Origin of the sequence: Calditerrivibrio sp. (genome assembly GCF_049968475.1) — a bacterium.
In the GTDB taxonomy this organism is placed as follows: Bacteria; Chrysiogenota; Deferribacteres; order Deferribacterales; family Calditerrivibrionaceae; genus Calditerrivibrio; species Calditerrivibrio nitroreducens_A.
In genome coordinates this window covers 123,251-140,289 of the sequence record NZ_JBMFQS010000003.1, presented here as the reverse complement: position 1 = coordinate 140,289, position 17,039 = coordinate 123,251, and the positions used below count along the sequence as shown (strand labels likewise).

The window sequence follows — 17,039 nt, the reverse complement described above, 5'->3', positions numbered from 1 at the left end:
TATGAAGGTATTGCTGGCTGATGATGAATTGAGACTTAGAAAGGTTGTGGTGCTGCATCTTAAAAAAGCAGGTTTTGACGTAATAGAAGCAAATAACGGAAAACAGGCAATCGATCTTGCAAAAACACATAATCCAGAAATTATAGTATTAGACGTAATGATGCCGGAAGTGGATGGGATAACCGCCTGCAAAGAGCTTAGAAAGTTACCTGAATTTACCAAAACACCCATCATAATGCTTACCGCTAAAGCCACATCGGATGACATAGAAGTAGGGAAAAATGCAGGAGCTAACGAGTATCTAACAAAGCCCTTTAGCCCAAAGGAGCTTATCGAGAAGATCCAGGAGCAAATGAGAAATGGTTAATATCTCTTTTATCGGTAACGAAGGGTTAATAAAATCCCTGAAAAGCAATCTAAGCTCATCAGTAAATATTACCGTAACGTCAAAAGCTGATATCATCATTGTTACCGTTGAAACCTTAGGGGATTTTAATGCTTTGCCCAAAAATTTCGAAAAACCTGCACTGCTATGTCTAAATAGCAATGATCAACGGATAGTACAGTATATCAAAAATTATAACTTTTCAGGAATCATACCTTTTTCTGCTACTAAAGAACAGATACTAAATAAGATTTCAACGTTACTTTCAGTCCAGCAGACTAAAACGGTAAATGAAAATGAATTAATTAAAACCAAAGTACTTGCAAAGATAGACAACATTCCACCATTACCCGTTATAGCACAGGAGCTGTTGAAACTAACCAGAAATGATGAGACTTCAATGAAGAAAATTATAGATAAAATAAAAACCGATCAGGGGATATCATCCAAAGTATTAAAGCTGGTAAATTCCCCCTTTTATGCTTTAAAAAAAGAGATCACAAGTATTGATCAGGCGGCTATACTTATCGGTACATCCACAATTAAAAATATCGTTTTGTCGATATCGATCGAAGAGTTTTATAAGAAAAACTTTTCATTGTATGGTACAACAGGAGGCAAACTTTGGGAACACTCCCACCACACCGCCACTATATCTGAATTAATTGCCCGAAAACTAAAAATGGATACCGACTCCGCCTACCTTGCAGGACTGATGCACGATATAGGAAAAGTAGTTCTTGTGGACTTTCTCGTGAAAGAAGTAAAAAAACCTGATGATGAAAAACAGCAAACCGGCTTAACACATTCGGAGGTGGCTGCATTTGTATTGGAAAAATGGAATATTGCTAAGCAGATCATTAATAGTGTCCTAAACCATCACACGATGACGGATAATAACTTCAACATTATCCTTTATTATGCAAACTTAATCGAAAAAGATGTTGAATCAAGGTTAGAACTGATAAAAGATTTAGAAAATAGAATCAAAATAGATCTGACTGATTTAGTCAATATACTGGAACATTTTAGGGTAGATCATGATGATGTTTAATGAAGATATCCTTAAAACTCTGCTAACTGACAACAAAATAGATTTCGTAAACTGCATAGAAAAATATCTTCATAATCTTAATATTACAAAATATATAATCTGGGATATATCAAAAAGTATCGCCACAGTGAATGTTTCAACGGTAAATGACCAATCACTCCTTCTTTTTGCGGATATTTCAGACATAGGATATTTTTATCAAGCATGTTCCGATTTTAGCCAACCCATAAATCTCACCGAAAACACAAAAATCTATCAGACATTTTTTTTAGAGCACAATGACGCCCTACTCATGGCAGTATCTATCTGTGAGCCCACAAATCTAAAATGCAAAGATCTCTACGAAATAATACCTTACCTATCATCCAAATTATATGACATTATTGCCTCACAAAATCGTACAGAGATATTTATAGAATATCAAAAGAAAATAGACTTCATCAAGAATGCTTATGATGTATTAAAATTTCTTGAATTTGAGACTATTTTTTCAAAAGCACTGGACTTCTTCATCCAGATTTTCGATGCACAGGCTGGTTTTCTACAATATAACGACACATTTTTATCCATAGGGGTTGAAAAAGTAGATTCACAAGAAAATATCCATATAAACGGGACACCATTATATGATATCGTATGCAACATCCATGCAACAGAATTCTTCGACAGTTCAATAGATTCAAGTAAGTTTTTAATAAACAACATATTTATAATACACGAAGAGAAGTTTAAAATAAAAGTTGTATTGTTTAACATTTCAACAAGCTTTTACCCCGATAAAGAATTTTCAGAAATTATCTCCCACATAACATCAATAGCAGTGGAAAATGCAATTAATCATCAGAAAGAATTGCAACTAAAATTAGAAGAAAATGAAATGAAAGCCACCGCCGAAATCCTCAATAGTTTCGTTGATAGGGAGGTATCATTATCATCCGATTTTTGCAATGCTTACGGTGTAAGCTACCCCGCTAAACAGGCAGGTGGAGACTTTTTAGGTCTACATAATACTGATAATAAAATAATCGTGTTTATTGGTGACGTATGTGGCAAAGGTTATTCCGCCGCGGTGATAACTGTTTCGATGTCCACAATGTTCCAGTTTTTCACGAAATTACAAAATCCCATACCTTCATCCTTTGCCTTTGACCTTTCATCATTTATTATGCAAAAGAATTTAGATGGTAGATTTGTCACGCTATTTATAGGTATTATAGACAAAAAAGAACACAAGATGGAGTATATATCCCTTGGACATGAACCGGTGTTTGTATACGAAGGAGGAGATCTCAAAAAATTAGAATCAGATTATATGCCTGCGGGAATTATAGTGGAGGAATATAAAGATTCCATAATTGAAATCAAAAAAGGTACGTCGCTATTTATATATTCCGATGGACTTGTGGAGTATACCAATTACGATGACCTTGAAAAAAAGGTACTTATGTGCAATACTGATGCGGAAAATTTTATAAAAAGTTTATACAATGAACTGGTGATAGATAAAAATAATCAGATGGATGATTTCACCTGCATAAAAATTGATATAAAGGGGTAATTTTGGAAGAGAAATCAAAACAGATTCAAAATATGTTTAACAATATAGCACCTAAATATGATCTTTTAAACAGGCTGTTGAGCTTCAGAAGAGATCTATACTGGAGAAAAAAGTCCATTAACCTGTTAAAAATATCTGATGGGATGACGGTACTTGACCTTGCCTGTGGTACAGGTGATATGATGATACAACTTAGAAAAAAGATAAAAGATGTAAATATCATAGGTGCAGACTTCAGTAAGAATATGCTTGATATAGCAAGACAGAAAGGGGTAATAGATCCCCTTATAAATGCTGATGCCCATTATCTACCTTTTAAAGAGGGAAGTTTTGATAGAATTATGATCGCATTTGGATTCAGAAATGTTGTAAACAAAGAAGTCGGATTGAAAGAGCTATTCAGGGTGCTGAAACCTGGTGGAATTTTGTGCATTCTTGAATTTTCTCAACCGGAAGGTAAAATTTTTTCAAAAATATACAGATTTTATTTTCAAAAAGTTATGCCCTTTATTGGAGGACTCATTTCTGGCAATAGAAACGCTTATAGCTATCTTCCAGATTCGGTATATAAATTCCCCAAAAATGATGATTATAAAAGGATGATACTTAATGCTGGTTTTGAAAAAGCTGATTTCAACTTCATGACATTTGGTATATGCAACGCAGCAATATGTTATAAAAAATATTAAGAGGGTTTTATGGCCTATAGAGATTTAAGAGAGTTTTTAGCAAAGCTTGAGCAGGAAAACGAACTTATCAGGATCAAAGAGGAATGTGATCCAATACTTGAAATAACAGAGATTACCGACAGGGTATCCAAAAACCACGGCCCAGCTCTTTTTTTTGAAAAACCAAAGGGTTCAGAACATCCACTTCTGATAAACACCTTCGGTTCATTCAAAAGGATGAATATGGCTCTTGAGGTGGAAAAGCTTGATGAACTGGGTGAAAGAATCATAAACCTGATAGATCGAAATGTCCCACAAAATTTCTTCGACAAAATGAAATCCTTACCAATGCTTTTTGAACTAAACCAGATCTTCCCTAAAATAGTAAAAAGTGGCCCCTGTAAAGATGTTATATTAAAAGGGGACGATGTGGATCTTTTTAAATTCCCAATTCTACAATGCTGGCCTAAAGATGCCGGACGTTTTATTACTTTACCCAATATCTTCACAAAGGATCCAGAAACCGGTGCAAGAAATTGCGGAATGTATCGTATGCAGGTTTATGACAGAAAAACCACAGGTATGCACTGGCACATTCATCACCACGGAGCAGATCATTTCAGAAAAGCAAAACGGATGGGATTAAAAAGATTGGAGGTGGCTGTATCACTTGGGGCTGATCCTGCTGTAATATATTCCGCCACTGCTCCTGCCCCTGATGGTATAGATGAGATGTTACTTGCTGGATTCATAAGAAAAAAACCTGTTGAACTCGTTAAATGTGAAACGGTGGATCTCGAGGTGCCTGCAAATAGCGAGATCGTCCTTGAAGGGTATGTGGATGTGGATGAATTAAGACTTGAAGGTCCATTTGGAGATCATACCGGCTATTACTCACTGGCGGATATGTACCCTGTTTTTCACGTCACATGTATAACACACAGGAAAAATGCCATATACCCCACAACCATTGTTGGTAAACCACCAATGGAAGACTGTTATATGGGAGTAGCCACCGGAAGAATATTTTTACCATTATTGAAAAAACAAGTTCCAGAGATTGTGGACATGGCACTTCCCCTTGAAGGGGTATTCCACAACATAATGTTTATCTCCATAGACAAAAAATACCCAATGCACGCCAAAAAGATTATGAATTTCGTATGGGGAACAGGACAGATGATGTTTACCAAGATGATCGTGGTTGTGGACAAAGATGTTGACGTTCAAAACACATCTGAAGTCCTCTGGAGATTGGGTAATAACGTGGATTGGAAGAGAGACATAGTAATTATGGAAGGACCCCTTGATGCCCTTGATCACTCATCACCATTTGCATTCTGGGGATCAAAAATAGGGATAGATGCCACTAAAAAATGGCCATCTGAAGGGCATACAAGAGAATGGCCGGATGATATTGTAATGAGTGAGGAGATTAAAAAACTGGTTGATGAAAAGTGGAAAAAACTTGGGTTGTAAATAAATTCTTTGAGTTTTTAGATGGCAGGTTTCCCGATGCGAAATGTGAGCTGATCCATAAAAATTTGTATGAACTTGCCATCTCTACCATACTAAGTGCCCAATGCACCGATGAAATGGTAAATAGAGTTACACCTCTACTATTCGAAAAATATCCGGACTTTAGAGCGCTTGCATTATCAGATATTGGGGAAGTCAAAGAGATAATAAGACCAACAGGCTTTTATAACAACAAGGCAAAATCGATCACAACCCTTGCCAAAATAGTTGTAACAAAATATGGAGGTGAGCTACCACTTGTGATGGAACTTCTTGTCAAGCTACCTGGTATCGGAAGAAAAACCGCAAATATCATACTATCAGAGTATGCTACAGCTGAAGGGATAGTAGTAGACACCCATGTAAAAAGGGTATCAAAGAGGTTGGGGCTTACTACCCATGATGACCCAATAAAAATCGAAAAAGACCTGATAAGCTTGATACCAGAGAATCGATGGGGGAAAATATCCCACCAAATTATCCATTTTGGTAGACAGATATGCAAAGCCCGCAAACCTGAATGCAGCAATTGCCAGATGAAAGACTTCTGCTCTTATTATAAACAATAATAATTTACCTTTTCATACAGTCATTCCAAAATTATCATAAAAACTTCTGTTTAAAATCAATTTCTGCATGATAGAATGTAGGTAGGACCTAAGATGATATTATGTATAAAATTAAGGTTGATTCTATAAAAAGAGATATTTTTATAACTATCTTCTTAAATTCTTTAATCATCGTATTGTTTTTTAGGATTTTAATCGGTTTAATTGAATTAGGAAAGTGATTACATCTAGTTATGTATACCCAAATAATGAGATTGGACATATTGAAAAAGATTAAGAAAGAATAACCTTTGATGCCATCTATCTTAAAACTAAAGAATTGCAGGAAATGAATGATGAACTAAAAGCCCTGTCTGAGATGGATCAGCTAACCGGGTTGTATAATAGAAGAAAAATTGAAACTCATCTTTATTCTGAATTTACAAGATATATAAGGCACAAAGAAGTTTTTTCAATAATTCTTTTTGATATAGATAACTTCAAATCAATAAACGATAAATATGGTCATAGTATAGGTGATTTTCTATTAAAAGAATTAGGTACACTGCTTAAAAACATTTAAGAAAATCCGATTTACCAGCCAGATGGAGTGGTATTGCACTGTTTTTCAATAGATTATATACTAATCAAAACAATTAAAACCGATATCAATATGAAATTATATTCAGAACATTCATAAATATAACATAAATTAAAATTTAGCATAAACTATCTTTCATTTTGTTAAATCGTATGGCATCACCCCATTTTTATGTCTTGATCTTTTATTTTCAATAAGTTATGTTTGTGAAAGCCTCCAGAATAAGGAAAGGAAAAGTAGGGGCATACCTGTGTGTATGCCCTGATAATGCATCTATGGGCAAACACTTAAGTTTGCCCATAAATATTGTTTAGGGTTGCAAAAAATGGGGTGACAGCAGTAAATTTTATGTTGACAATTAAAATAGATGGTAATAGTAAAATAAGAATTGTAACTTATTAATAGTTAAATTTTTAAAATGAGGTTAAATATGGGGATAAGCATTTCAAAATTAAAGGGTGATCTGTTTGGTGGGATTACAGCTGGAATTGTTGCATTACCTCTGGCTCTTGCTTTTGGTGTGGCAAGTGGTATGGGGGCTAAAGCTGGACTTTATGGTGCCATATTTTTAGGTTTTTTTGCCGCCCTTTTAGGTGGTACTAAAACACAGATTTCAGGCCCCACCGGCCCTATGACAGTCGTTATGGCATCGATCGTCACAGCTGTAAAAGGGGATGTTTCATCTGTAGTAATGATCATTATGTTGGCAGGTATATTCCAGATCATCTTCGGTATAATAAAACTTGGTAGCTTTATCAGATATATCCCTTATCCCGTTGTTTCAGGCTTTATGTCTGGTATAGGAATAATCATTATCATTTTACAAATAAATCCAGCATTAGGAAGCCCTATAAAAGGATCACCGATACTTACGATTGCAAGTCTGGGGTCTACGTTGTCCAATATAAATCTTCAAGCATTATTTGTTTTTATAATCACTTTATTAATCCTATATCTAACTCCCAAAAAGATTGGGAAAATCATACCTACTCCACTTCTGGCATTAATTATAGTAACACCAATTGCAAATATACTCAATTTTGATATTCAAAAGATTGGTAACATACCTCAAGGAGTACCATCCCCCATAATTCCATCTATTAACCTTCATATGATAAGTATTGCATTTACATTCTCCCTTAGCCTTGCTATTCTGGGTGCAATAGATTCCCTACTAACATCCCTTGTTGCAGATTCTATCACAAGAACGAAACATGACCCAAACAGAGAATTGATAGGACAAGGGGTGGGAAATGCTTTAGCCGGGTTATTCGGTGGAATTCCTGGAGCAGGGGCAACAATGAGAACTGTAATAAATGTCAAAACAGGCGGTAATTCAAGACTTTCTGGTATTATACATGCCATATTTTTATTTATTGTTCTTATAGGTGCAGGGAAATATGCCTCATACATACCAATGGCACTTCTTTCGGGTATTCTTATCAAAGTTGGGGTTGATATAATAGATTATAAATTCTTGAAATTGATAAAATTCGCCCCAAAACATGATGTATTTGTAATGGCTATCGTTTTCTTTCTGACGGTTTTAGTTGATCTTATAGTTGCTGTGGGAGTGGGTCTTGTTTTAGCCTCAATACTTCTCACTTATAGAATGGCACAGCAGATGAATATCGATATCCTTAACCCCCAACAGGATCAGGTAATCAGTGGAGAAATTGAAACAATTGGAGAAAAATGTATGAGGATTATAAGGATAGATGGCCCCTTTTTCTTCGGTTCAATGACGAAGGTTGTAAATCTAGGGAATGAACTATTAGATACAAAAGTTGTATTATTTGATTGCTCTAAAATCCCATTTATCGATTCATCAGCAGTATTTGCCCTTGAGGATATATTTTTAACTCTAAATGATAAAGGTATAAAAGTATTAATATACGCTGATAATAAAATTATAGACACCATAAAAAATCTGGGCATTACTAATATTATACCTCATCAGCATCTTTTTAATGATCTTCAAAAAGGTGTGGATCATGCGAAGAAACATATAAAAGAGTGCAAATGAGGTAAAACACACATAAACTATTTTGATAAAGTTAATGTCAAAGCTCCAATTCTCTACCGTAGACCTTTACGATAATCTCCCGAGCCGTTTCTTCAACTGATTTATTAGTGGTATCAACAAGATGCCACTTTCTATTCTTACTTACCAATTCGTAGATAAACTCCACCTCTTCAAGAATCTTTTTGATATTTGTATAATCAGAATTTGTCTTATAGTGTCTCAACCTCTCCTGTCGTATCTTTTGCAGGGTCTCCGGATCCATCACAAGGCAAATGATCTTGTTTTGATCAATTGAATAAACTTCTTCCGGAATCTTCATACCATAGATCAAAGGAATATTGACAACTTTATATCCCATCTGGGCAAGGTAAAAGCTGGTGGGGGTTTTAGAAGTACGTGAAAGTCCCAGGATAACGATATCTGCTTCACGAATCCTTTTCATACTTTTGCCATCATCATGCTCTATGGCAAAATCTATCGCTTCAATCCTCTTAAAATATTTACTATCCAGTCTCCTGAGGAGGTTTGGAAACTCTCTTGGCTCACTATCAAGAAAAATTTTAAATTTTTCCACAGGGGGGCCAAGTATATCATGATGCATAATGTTGTCTTCATGACAGATGGTATGGATCAATCTCCTGAGTGACTTTGTTGCAATGGTAAACGCCACAAATGCCTTATCCTCTTTTGCCCGTGAAAGTGCAAGCTTAATCTTCTCTTCATCATCCATCTTTGAATATACAATAAGCTTTGCATTAATATTGTCAAATTGTATAAGACAGGCTCTTACCACATTTATGGCACTCTGACCTGTACCATCTGATAAAATGTATACTTTTTTGACATCAGAACCGTTATCCTCTCCTATGGTATGGATCTCCATCAATCACCCCTTATCCCAAATTTTTCAAAAAATTCCTCTTCCGTTATAACTTCTATACCTAAAGATTTTGCTTTTTCCAGCTTACTTCCGGGATTTTCCCCCACAATGAGGAAGTTTAGATTTTTGCTTACTCCACTAAGTATCTTACCGCCATTTTTTATAATAATATCCTCATAGTACTTCCTTGGTTTTGAAAGTGTTCCGGTGATAAGAAATGTAAACCCCGAAAGTCTATCTCCCATAACCTCTTTCTGCATCATATTAACACCGACTTTACGTAAAAACTGTAGCATCTCGATGTTTCTTTTTTCTCTGAAAAACTCAAATATAGATCTACCCACTTCATCACCTATGCCGTAAATATCCTTCAGTTCATCAATAGATGCAGTCATTAAAGAATCTATATTCTTAAAATGTAATGCCAGAGTTTGTGCCATTTTTATACCAACTCCATCTATACCAAGTGCATATATAAACCTATAAAACTCCTTAGTTTTGCTTTCCTCTATACTTTTTAAAAGATTATCCGCAGACAGTTCACCAAATCTTTCAAGCTTTACAAGATCCTCATACTTTAATCTATAGATATCTGGAATCGATCTTAAAAGACCCAAACCGTAGAATCTCTCCACATTATTCTCCCCCAGCCCCCGAATATCCATTGCATCTCTACTGGCATAATGGGTAATACTCCCCTTAACTCTATCGGGGCAATCTAAATTCAAGCATTTCCAGTAGGCATCTATTTTCACAAGTTTATCACCGCAGGAGGGACAATTGGATGGAAAGACGATCCCCTTTTCTTCCCCCGTTCTAAACTCCGGAACTACCTTGATGACCTTCGGTATAATCTCACCACTTTTTTCCACAAACACCGTATCGCCAATCTTTACCCCAAGCCTTTTAATCTCATCTTCATTATGTAAACTTGCTCTTGATACATTGCTACCGGATATATTTACCGTTTCAAGTACTGCCACTGGAGTTACAATACCTGTCCTACCCACCTGAAATATTACATCCTTTAATACTGTGGTCACCTGCTCCGCTTCATATTTGTATGCAATTGCCCACTTTGGATATTTTATCGTTTCACCCAGGATAGATCTAACTTCGTACTTATTTACTTTCACCACAGCCCCATCGATATCATACGCGAGGTATTTTCTCAATACTCCAATCTTATCTATATACCCTTTAACATCTCTATCTTTACCTATAAATATATGTTCATTTATTGGAAAACCTATAGACTTAAGCCAGTTTAGATCGTCAAAATGGTTATCATATCTTCTTCCCTCTTCAATGGAATATATGAAGATGGAAAGCCCTCTTTTGGCGGTAATGGCAGGGTCAAGTATTTTAAGGGTACCTGCGGCGGCGTTTCTTGGGTTTGCAAAAAGAGGCTCATCTGCGTTTTTTCTTTCACGGTTGATTTTATTAAACTGTTCTTTGGATAGATACACCTCACCCCGCAATACAATCCTATTTTTTTCAGAAATAGAAACAGGCAAATCTCTTATCGTTTTTATATTATGGGTTATATCCTCACCTTCAACACCATCCCCACGACTTGCCGCATAACTTAAAACCCCATCCTCATACACAACAGATACAGCAGCTCCATCTATCTTGGGCTCCACCACATAATCGATATCACCACCCACCACTTTATATACTTTTGCAAAAAAGTCGTTCAACTCCCCTTCGCTATAAATATTATCAAGAGAAAACATCTTATAAAGATGCTTTATCGTTTTACCGGATGTTACTTTAAAACCAACCCTCTGGGTGGGGGAATCAGGTGAGATCCAATCAGGATGATCTTCTTCTATCTTACGTAACTGTTTATAAAGGTTATCATATTCAGCATCAGATATCACAGGATCATTCAGGAGGTAGTACCTTATGCAATGATGATTTAGCTCTTTTACAAGCCTCTCATAATCAGCTTTTGTCCAATTCACAGGATTCTCCTGATTATACTATTCTCGGGTATCTTTATATCAAAATTGAAAAAATAATCATAATTAGGCTTTGTAAACTCCACCTTTTCAACATTTATATCATAAATCTCATCCACTTTGAATACAAACTCATCCATATCGGGTGTTAATATCTGTAGCTCATCCCCTATATTGATTTTACCTTTACAATGGAAATTTAACCTGCCATCTTCACAGGAAGTCACAACGCCCAAAAAATCTGAACCTCTAACATATGATGACGTTTTATAGTTTATACTGTTTTCATCAGCCTCATCCGCATAAAACCCCTTTGTATAGGTTCTATTACTTACAGTATTCAAAAGCCTTATCCATTTTTCATCCACCTTAAACTCCCCCTTTAATGCGGTATCGATGGCCTGACGATAAACCCCGGTAACCACAGCGGTGTACATAGAGCTTTTCATCCTGCCTTCTATCTTGAGGCTTTTAACCCCCATATCGATCAATTCCCCCACATGCTCTATCAAACATAGATCTTTTGAATTATAGATGTATGTCCCCCTTTCATCTTCAAACACCGGCAGATACTCCCCCGGTCTTGTCTCCTCCATTAGATGATACTTCCATCTGCAGGGGTGTGTACATTCTCCACGGTTGGAATCTTTTTTGTTAAAATAATTACTCAATACACATCTACCAGAATGGGATATACACATTGCACCATGCACAAAAACTTCAAGCTCACACTTAACATTTTCAGCTATAAACCTTATCTCCTCCCGTGACAATTCCCTTGCAAGTACAATCCTTTCTGCCCCTAACTGTTGCCAGAATTTTACCGCCATATAATTTGTAATATTAGCCTGAGTACTGATATGTATTGGAATATCTATTTTTCTATCCCTGATAAACTTAAAAACACCCGGATCACTAACGATGAGAGCATCCGGCGAAACCTCTTTTAACTGATCCAGATAAGATCCAAGTTCATTAAAATCGTAATTTCTTGCATATATATTGACAGTTACATACCCTTTTTTCCCTTTAGAATGCAAAAAACTGAAAGCTTCATGCATCTCTTCTATTGTAAAATTATCGGCGCTTGCTCTGAGTCCAAAATCTTTTCCGGATAGGTAAATTGCATCAGCACCAAAATTTATTGCTGCTTTTAGCTTCTCCATGTTACCCGCTGGGGATAATAACTCAACCTTCATAATGTACCACCATAATACCATTTTCTATGGGCAGAAAAACGATTTCCGCCGTTGGATCATTTTTTATATTATTGATAAACCTCTTTATAAGTCTTACCCCTTCCCTATATTTATAAGGTATCTCCGCTTCTTCCTGAAAAATATAGCCATAGAGGAAAAAATCATCGAATATCACCATACTTCTTTTCGTTAGAACAGGTTTTAGTAGATACCATATCTTTTCATAATCTTTTTTTATCGAATCCACAAACACAAAATCGTATTTTTCATCTGTGCCACATAAAAAAGTTTCGACCCTTGAATGAATAAACTTCAATTTGTTAAAATCCTTCAAAAATCTCTTTGCTACCTCTATCCTTTCAAGATTATTATCCACCCCTGTATAGTTAGCTTTTGACTTTGTTAGCATATATTTAGCAGCTGTACCTATTCCACACCCCAATTCTAAAATATTTGTGGGTCTAAACAGTGATACAAAAAAACTGATGATATTCCCCACAGCTTTTGACACCACTGGTACATCCCTTTTTATAGCATATTCGTAAAATTGATCAAATCCTTCAAATTCCATATTTTCAAGGAAGTCGTAAACCGCCGGGACAAGCAACTGACTTTTCATAGACTATCTTTGTGATGAGATTAATTGCTCTGATATTTTAGCAGCTTTTTCTGGATTACTCTTTCCAAGTGCCGTCATTATTGCACCAGATTTTTTAGAATCCATCTTTTTCAAAACTTTTACAGCTTGATTATCATCCATCTTTTCTATTATTGCCGCCGCAGATTTTGGTTTTGTATTTGAAAGAGTTTTCACCAATTTATCTATATTTTCATCATCCACCACTTTTAAGTCATTGTACAATTTCTGTATAGTATTTCTTATTTCCTCCAGCTCCTTCTGTTTTGCATTGAGATCCGCTTCAAGTGTTTTAAGTCTTTTCTCCTTTTCGTTTAAAGCCTTCTCCTTCTCCGCCAGCTGTTTCTCTTTAGCCTGAAGTGACTTTTGGAGCTGCTGTATGTTGATTAAGCTATCTTCTGCATATAAAAGCGACCCAAAGCTAAATAGCAGCATTAAAGCTAAAAATCTAATTTTCATTACCTCTCCTTGTTATTACAAGTTCATCTATCAATTTCAATTCCTCTTTCTTTAGATATGCTAAATAATTAATATTATGCTTTTCCTTTAGTTTTTCCATAATTTTTAGGTCATTTATGGCAGTTACAACAGTAGTTTTCTGCTTTTCTATCTCTTTTTTCGTTTCCTCAATCATATTATTAAGAGTTTGCAACATCTTCAGCAATTTTTCAAGATATTTTTCACCAAGAATGGCAAAATCAAACCTTCCCTCTTTCTTCAACGTATCAAGCTGTAATCTCTTTTCCTCAATCTCTTTTGAAAGAGCCTCCCGTTTAAACTGATAATCCTTTAATCTATTCTGCAGGTCAGTTAACTTCTGTTTTTCAATCTCAAAAACCCTCTCTCTATACTCAAGTATTTTTTGCAACTTAAACTTTTTATCCAATCTTTTAACCTACTATCTTTTTCATCAACTCATAACTAGTCGCAAAATCGAATTTTTCATCGATCCCCTGCCTAAGAAAGCTATTTATTGCATCTATTTTTGCGATAGCCGTATCTATCCTTTTATTGCTACCTTTTGCATAAGCGCCGATGTTTATAAGATCCTCAGCTTCGTTGTAGGCAGCCATAAGATCCCTCATAGTGCCTGCCAATCTAAAGTGTTCGTCGGTGACGATCTCCTTCATCAAGCGGCTGGCACTCATCAGCACATCTATAGCTGGAAAATGATTTCTTGCCGCAAGCAATCTACTTAATACGATATGTCCATCAATAATCGATCTCACACTATCCGCAATAGGATCCGTAAGATCATCCCCCTCCACCAATACTGTGTAAAGACCTGTCACCGCCCCTTCCCCTTTTTTGGTACCTGCCCTTTCCAAAAGCTTTGGTAATAGAGCAAATACAGAAGGAGTATAACCTTTTGAAGTGGGGGGCTCCCCAACGGTAAGACCTATCTCCCTCTGGGCCATTGCAAATCTCGTCACAGAGTCCATCATAAACATAACATTTTTACCTGTACTTCTGAAATATTCAGCTATGGTGGTCGCCACAAATGCCCCCAATTTCCTCACCAATGGAGACTGATCACTTGTTGCCACCACTATTACACTTCTTTTCAATCCCTCTTCCCCAAGATCCCTTTCGATAAATTCCCTAACCTCCCTTCCCCTTTCACCTATTAGGGCAATTACATTCACCTCAGCGGAAGTATTTCTGGCAATCATTCCCAACAGCACTGATTTCCCCACACCACTACCGGCAAAGATCCCTACCCTCTGCCCGTTACCCACAGTAATAAGCCCATCTATAGCCTTTACACCCGTAGGAATTACATCTTTTATTATCTCTCTTTCAAGTGGTTTTGGGGGGTCATTGTAAACAGGCCAGAGTTCAAAATCGGTAATAGGCCCTTTGTCATCTATAGGATTACCAAGCCCGTCCAGGATACGCCCCAATAACTTCTCCGTAACCTTTACACTATTACCGTAGGATACATTCCGTACCCTACTGCCGGGGGCTATCCCTTCACTCTCCCCATACGGCATCAAAACTATCCTATCATCTTTAAATCCTATAATCTCCGCCAGAATTCCATTTCTGGAACCATTTTCAATCAAACACCTCGTGCCTATACCTAGCAAAGGTCCATCAGCTTCAATTGTAAGCCCTACTATTTTCGTGACTTTACCGTAAATGGTAAGCTGATCTGACAGCTTAACCCTCTTAATTAATTCCAAGCTCTTCATATATATTCTTGGTCAGATCGTTTAGAATAGATTCTATGGAGAAATCTGCCTCACCAATCTTTGTCTTTATTCTGGCACTCCCCTGTAATATACCACCATCACCTATGACATTATAACCAGGAAAATATTCCTGTACTATTTCAACATCCTTGGGATTTACGATTATATCGGTAATCTCTATATCCTTGAGCTTTGAAAAGGCCTTTTTAACGATATTTATAACTAACTTATCATTTATCTTTCTTTCCACACCCACAATTTCATTTATCAGATTTAGCAAAACCTTAGGTATTTCTCCATCAATCTCATCCAGAAAAGAATGTAGTCGTTTGATATAATTCTGGATACCAGATAGTTCATTCTGTAGGAGATTTAGATAATCTTCCCTTTTGGCCTGATACTCTTTATTTAGCTTCTGCTCCGCCTCAGCATACCCCTTCCGGTATCCCTCAGCTAACCCCTCCTCTTTCCCTGTGATGAAACCTTTCTCCAGCCCATCCTTTAATCCCCTCTCATACTCTTCTTTCAATTTTTCCTCGTACTCCTGCTGCAAAACAGTCAGAGTGGAGATTTCTTCGGAGTTATCTTCAGGAGCTTCCTCCGTTTTCTCCTCAATTCTCTGTTCTTTTTTTATTTCAAAAGGTTTATAAGAAAATACCGATACACCCCTATCCACAGTGGAAAATGTTTTGAAAGTAAAAGATGAAAAGCCTTTGTTATCACCCCTTTTCACAATCTTTCTCGGCATCTAAAACTCCAGAAAAGTTTTATACGATACGTTGGATGAAGCCAAAAATATTATACGTATTGATCCTCTTCTCCACCTGAGATACTCACAAGACCTTCACTATCCAGCTCTCTTACGATCTCCACAATCTCGTGCTGAGCCTTTTCCACATCTTTAAGCTTAACCGGTCCCATAAATTCCATCTCCTCTTTCATCGCCTCAACTCCACGCTTAGACATATTTGCAAAAAACTTTTCCTTCAATTCGTCATCGGCACCTTTAAGGGCAAGTGTAAGGGTCTTTTTATCAGCTCTCTTTAGTATCTCCTGAATAGCAGTATTACCAAGTCTTTTTATATCATCAAACACAAACATCATATCCCTGATGGATGCCACAAGGCTTGGAGCATCCTTTTCCAATCTCTCCATAACGATCTTACTTGTGTTTTTGTCCATTCTGTTGAATATTTCAGCTACAGCTTTTGCACCACCCACTTCCACATTATAAGAACTGATAGATTCAAACCTCTCCTCCAGAACCTTAGCAAGTGTTTTAACAACAGAAGGGGATATATCCTGAAGATTGGCAATTCTGATGGTCACCTCTGCCTTTAAATCATCCGGCAACTCCGCAAGAGATTCTGCTGCATGGGAAGGATCAAGATGTGCCAATACCAGAGCGATAGTTTGGGGATGCTCGTTTGCTATAAATTTTGCCAATTGCTTCGGCTCCACCCTTGAGAGAAATTCAAAACCGCTCGTTTGCTCCAGCATCTTGGTAAGTCTATCAATAACTTTCCGAGCCCTTTCTGGTCCCAGCGATTTGGTAAGCAACGTTTTGGCATATTCCAAACCACCCTTTGCAATAAACTTTTTGGCAAGCATCATGTTGTAAAATTCTTCCACAACGGCATCTGCAACTTCGGGAGACACCATCTTTGTTACAGCGATCTCTTTTGAAATCTCCTGAACCTCTTCATCATCCAGATGACTCATGATCTGAGCCGAAAGCTCATCCCCTAACGTTATCAAAAGTATTGCAGCTTTTTGTACACCTGAAACGTTTGTCTCACTCAT

General features: G+C 36.7%; 17 protein-coding genes. 8 read left to right on the top strand and 9 right to left on the bottom strand.

Features of this window, described 5'->3' with window-relative positions; all coding sequences use genetic code 11:
- Position 1: 1 nt before the first annotated feature.
- From ACP5Q2_RS04460 to ACP5Q2_RS04425, 8 genes are all read left to right on the top strand, one after another.
- Complete coding sequence (locus tag ACP5Q2_RS04460) at positions 2 to 367, top strand: response regulator transcription factor (RefSeq protein ID WP_428097634.1); 366 nt, start codon at positions 2 to 4, stop codon at positions 365 to 367.
- The gene (locus ACP5Q2_RS04455) at positions 360 to 1,439 is read left to right on the top strand and encodes an HDOD domain-containing protein (RefSeq protein WP_428097631.1); all 1,080 of its coding nucleotides are present in this window, start codon (positions 360 to 362) and stop codon (positions 1,437 to 1,439) included. The genes ACP5Q2_RS04460 and ACP5Q2_RS04455 overlap by 8 nt, the downstream gene beginning before the upstream one ends.
- Entirely contained in the window at positions 1,426 to 2,997 is a 1,572-nt protein-coding gene (locus ACP5Q2_RS04450; protein WP_428097629.1) for a SpoIIE family protein phosphatase, read from the top strand. Before ACP5Q2_RS04455 ends, ACP5Q2_RS04450 begins: the two co-directional genes overlap by 14 nt.
- Positions 2,998 to 2,999: 2 nt before the next feature.
- A complete protein-coding gene (gene ubiE / locus ACP5Q2_RS04445) occupies positions 3,000 to 3,686 on the top strand; it encodes a bifunctional demethylmenaquinone methyltransferase/2-methoxy-6-polyprenyl-1,4-benzoquinol methylase UbiE (protein WP_428097626.1) in 687 nt (228 codons plus the stop codon).
- A 9-nt stretch (positions 3,687 to 3,695) separates the two neighbouring features.
- Positions 3,696 to 5,144 carry a menaquinone biosynthesis decarboxylase gene (locus ACP5Q2_RS04440; RefSeq protein WP_424604937.1) on the top strand — a complete coding sequence of 483 codons (1,449 nt, stop codon included), beginning with the start codon at positions 3,696 to 3,698 and terminating at the stop codon, positions 5,142 to 5,144.
- Positions 5,123 to 5,752, top strand: coding sequence for an endonuclease III (nth, locus tag ACP5Q2_RS04435; protein WP_424604938.1), 630 nt, complete (start codon positions 5,123 to 5,125; stop codon positions 5,750 to 5,752). The genes ACP5Q2_RS04440 and nth overlap by 22 nt, the downstream gene beginning before the upstream one ends.
- A gap of 328 nt (positions 5,753 to 6,080) precedes the next feature.
- Positions 6,081 to 6,314, top strand: coding sequence for a GGDEF domain-containing protein (locus tag ACP5Q2_RS04430; RefSeq protein ID WP_428097622.1), 234 nt, complete (start codon positions 6,081 to 6,083; stop codon positions 6,312 to 6,314).
- A 448-nt stretch (positions 6,315 to 6,762) separates the two neighbouring features.
- Entirely contained in the window at positions 6,763 to 8,358 is a 1,596-nt protein-coding gene (locus ACP5Q2_RS04425; RefSeq protein WP_428097619.1) for a SulP family inorganic anion transporter, read from the top strand.
- Positions 8,359 to 8,395: 37 nt separating this feature from the next.
- On the opposite strand, the gene ACP5Q2_RS04420 is transcribed toward ACP5Q2_RS04425, so the two are convergent.
- The 9 genes from ACP5Q2_RS04420 to fliG are packed head-to-tail and all read right to left on the bottom strand — an operon-like array spanning position 8,396 to position 17,039.
- A complete protein-coding gene (locus ACP5Q2_RS04420; RefSeq protein ID WP_428097617.1) occupies positions 8,396 to 9,241 on the bottom strand; it encodes a pyruvate, water dikinase regulatory protein in 846 nt (281 codons plus the stop codon).
- Positions 9,241 to 11,208 (bottom strand): NAD-dependent DNA ligase LigA, encoded by a 1,968-nt coding sequence (ligA, locus tag ACP5Q2_RS04415; protein ID WP_428097614.1) that lies wholly within the window; start codon positions 11,206 to 11,208, stop codon positions 9,241 to 9,243. Before ligA ends, ACP5Q2_RS04420 begins: the two co-directional genes overlap by 1 nt.
- Positions 11,205 to 12,404, bottom strand: a complete 1,200-nt coding sequence (locus ACP5Q2_RS04410; protein ID WP_428097611.1) for a peptidase U32 family protein — start codon at positions 12,402 to 12,404, stop codon at positions 11,205 to 11,207. Before ACP5Q2_RS04410 ends, ligA begins: the two co-directional genes overlap by 4 nt.
- The gene (locus ACP5Q2_RS04405; RefSeq protein ID WP_424604945.1) at positions 12,394 to 13,023 is read right to left on the bottom strand and encodes an O-methyltransferase; all 630 of its coding nucleotides are present in this window, start codon (positions 13,021 to 13,023) and stop codon (positions 12,394 to 12,396) included. The genes ACP5Q2_RS04410 and ACP5Q2_RS04405 overlap by 11 nt, the downstream gene beginning before the upstream one ends.
- A gap of 3 nt (positions 13,024 to 13,026) precedes the next feature.
- The gene (locus ACP5Q2_RS04400; protein WP_428097608.1) at positions 13,027 to 13,500 is read right to left on the bottom strand and encodes a MotE family protein; all 474 of its coding nucleotides are present in this window, start codon (positions 13,498 to 13,500) and stop codon (positions 13,027 to 13,029) included.
- Positions 13,490 to 13,927 carry a flagellar export protein FliJ gene (locus tag ACP5Q2_RS04395; RefSeq protein WP_428097606.1) on the bottom strand — a complete coding sequence of 146 codons (438 nt, stop codon included), beginning with the start codon at positions 13,925 to 13,927 and terminating at the stop codon, positions 13,490 to 13,492. The genes ACP5Q2_RS04400 and ACP5Q2_RS04395 overlap by 11 nt, the downstream gene beginning before the upstream one ends.
- Positions 13,928 to 13,931: 4 nt before the next feature.
- Positions 13,932 to 15,236, bottom strand: a complete 1,305-nt coding sequence (gene fliI, locus ACP5Q2_RS04390) for a flagellar protein export ATPase FliI (RefSeq protein ID WP_428097603.1) — start codon at positions 15,234 to 15,236, stop codon at positions 13,932 to 13,934.
- Positions 15,214 to 15,984: a FliH/SctL family protein gene (locus ACP5Q2_RS04385; protein WP_428097600.1), complete on the bottom strand. Its 771-nt coding sequence runs from the start codon at positions 15,982 to 15,984 to the stop codon at positions 15,214 to 15,216. Before ACP5Q2_RS04385 ends, fliI begins: the two co-directional genes overlap by 23 nt.
- Before the next feature lie 50 nt (positions 15,985 to 16,034).
- Positions 16,035 to 17,039, bottom strand: a complete 1,005-nt coding sequence (gene fliG / locus ACP5Q2_RS04380) for a flagellar motor switch protein FliG (RefSeq protein WP_424604950.1) — start codon at positions 17,037 to 17,039, stop codon at positions 16,035 to 16,037.

Bases quoted from the DNA above. Each gene is read 5' to 3' on its own strand.
- ACP5Q2_RS04460 (WP_428097634.1), top strand. From the start codon at position 2: ATGAAGGTATTGCTGGCTGATGATGAATTGAGACTTAGAAAGGTTGTG.
- ACP5Q2_RS04455 (WP_428097631.1), top strand. From the start codon at position 360: ATGGTTAATATCTCTTTTATCGGTAACGAAGGGTTAATAAAATCCCTG.
- ACP5Q2_RS04450 (WP_428097629.1), top strand. From the start codon at position 1,426: ATGATGATGTTTAATGAAGATATCCTTAAAACTCTGCTAACTGACAAC.
- ACP5Q2_RS04440 (WP_424604937.1), top strand. From the start codon at position 3,696: ATGGCCTATAGAGATTTAAGAGAGTTTTTAGCAAAGCTTGAGCAGGAA.
- ACP5Q2_RS04430 (WP_428097622.1), top strand. From the start codon at position 6,081: ATGAATGATGAACTAAAAGCCCTGTCTGAGATGGATCAGCTAACCGGG.
- ACP5Q2_RS04425 (WP_428097619.1), top strand. From the start codon at position 6,763: ATGGGGATAAGCATTTCAAAATTAAAGGGTGATCTGTTTGGTGGGATT.
- ACP5Q2_RS04420 (WP_428097617.1), bottom strand. From the start codon at position 9,241: ATGGAGATCCATACCATAGGAGAGGATAACGGTTCTGATGTCAAAAAA.
- ACP5Q2_RS04410 (WP_428097611.1), bottom strand. From the start codon at position 12,404: ATGAAGGTTGAGTTATTATCCCCAGCGGGTAACATGGAGAAGCTAAAA.
- ACP5Q2_RS04405 (WP_424604945.1), bottom strand. From the start codon at position 13,023: ATGAAAAGTCAGTTGCTTGTCCCGGCGGTTTACGACTTCCTTGAAAAT.
- ACP5Q2_RS04400 (WP_428097608.1), bottom strand. From the start codon at position 13,500: ATGAAAATTAGATTTTTAGCTTTAATGCTGCTATTTAGCTTTGGGTCG.
- fliI (WP_428097603.1), bottom strand. From the start codon at position 15,236: ATGAAGAGCTTGGAATTAATTAAGAGGGTTAAGCTGTCAGATCAGCTT.
- ACP5Q2_RS04385 (WP_428097600.1), bottom strand. From the start codon at position 15,984: ATGCCGAGAAAGATTGTGAAAAGGGGTGATAACAAAGGCTTTTCATCT.
- fliG (WP_424604950.1), bottom strand. From the start codon at position 17,039: ATGAGTGAGACAAACGTTTCAGGTGTACAAAAAGCTGCAATACTTTTG.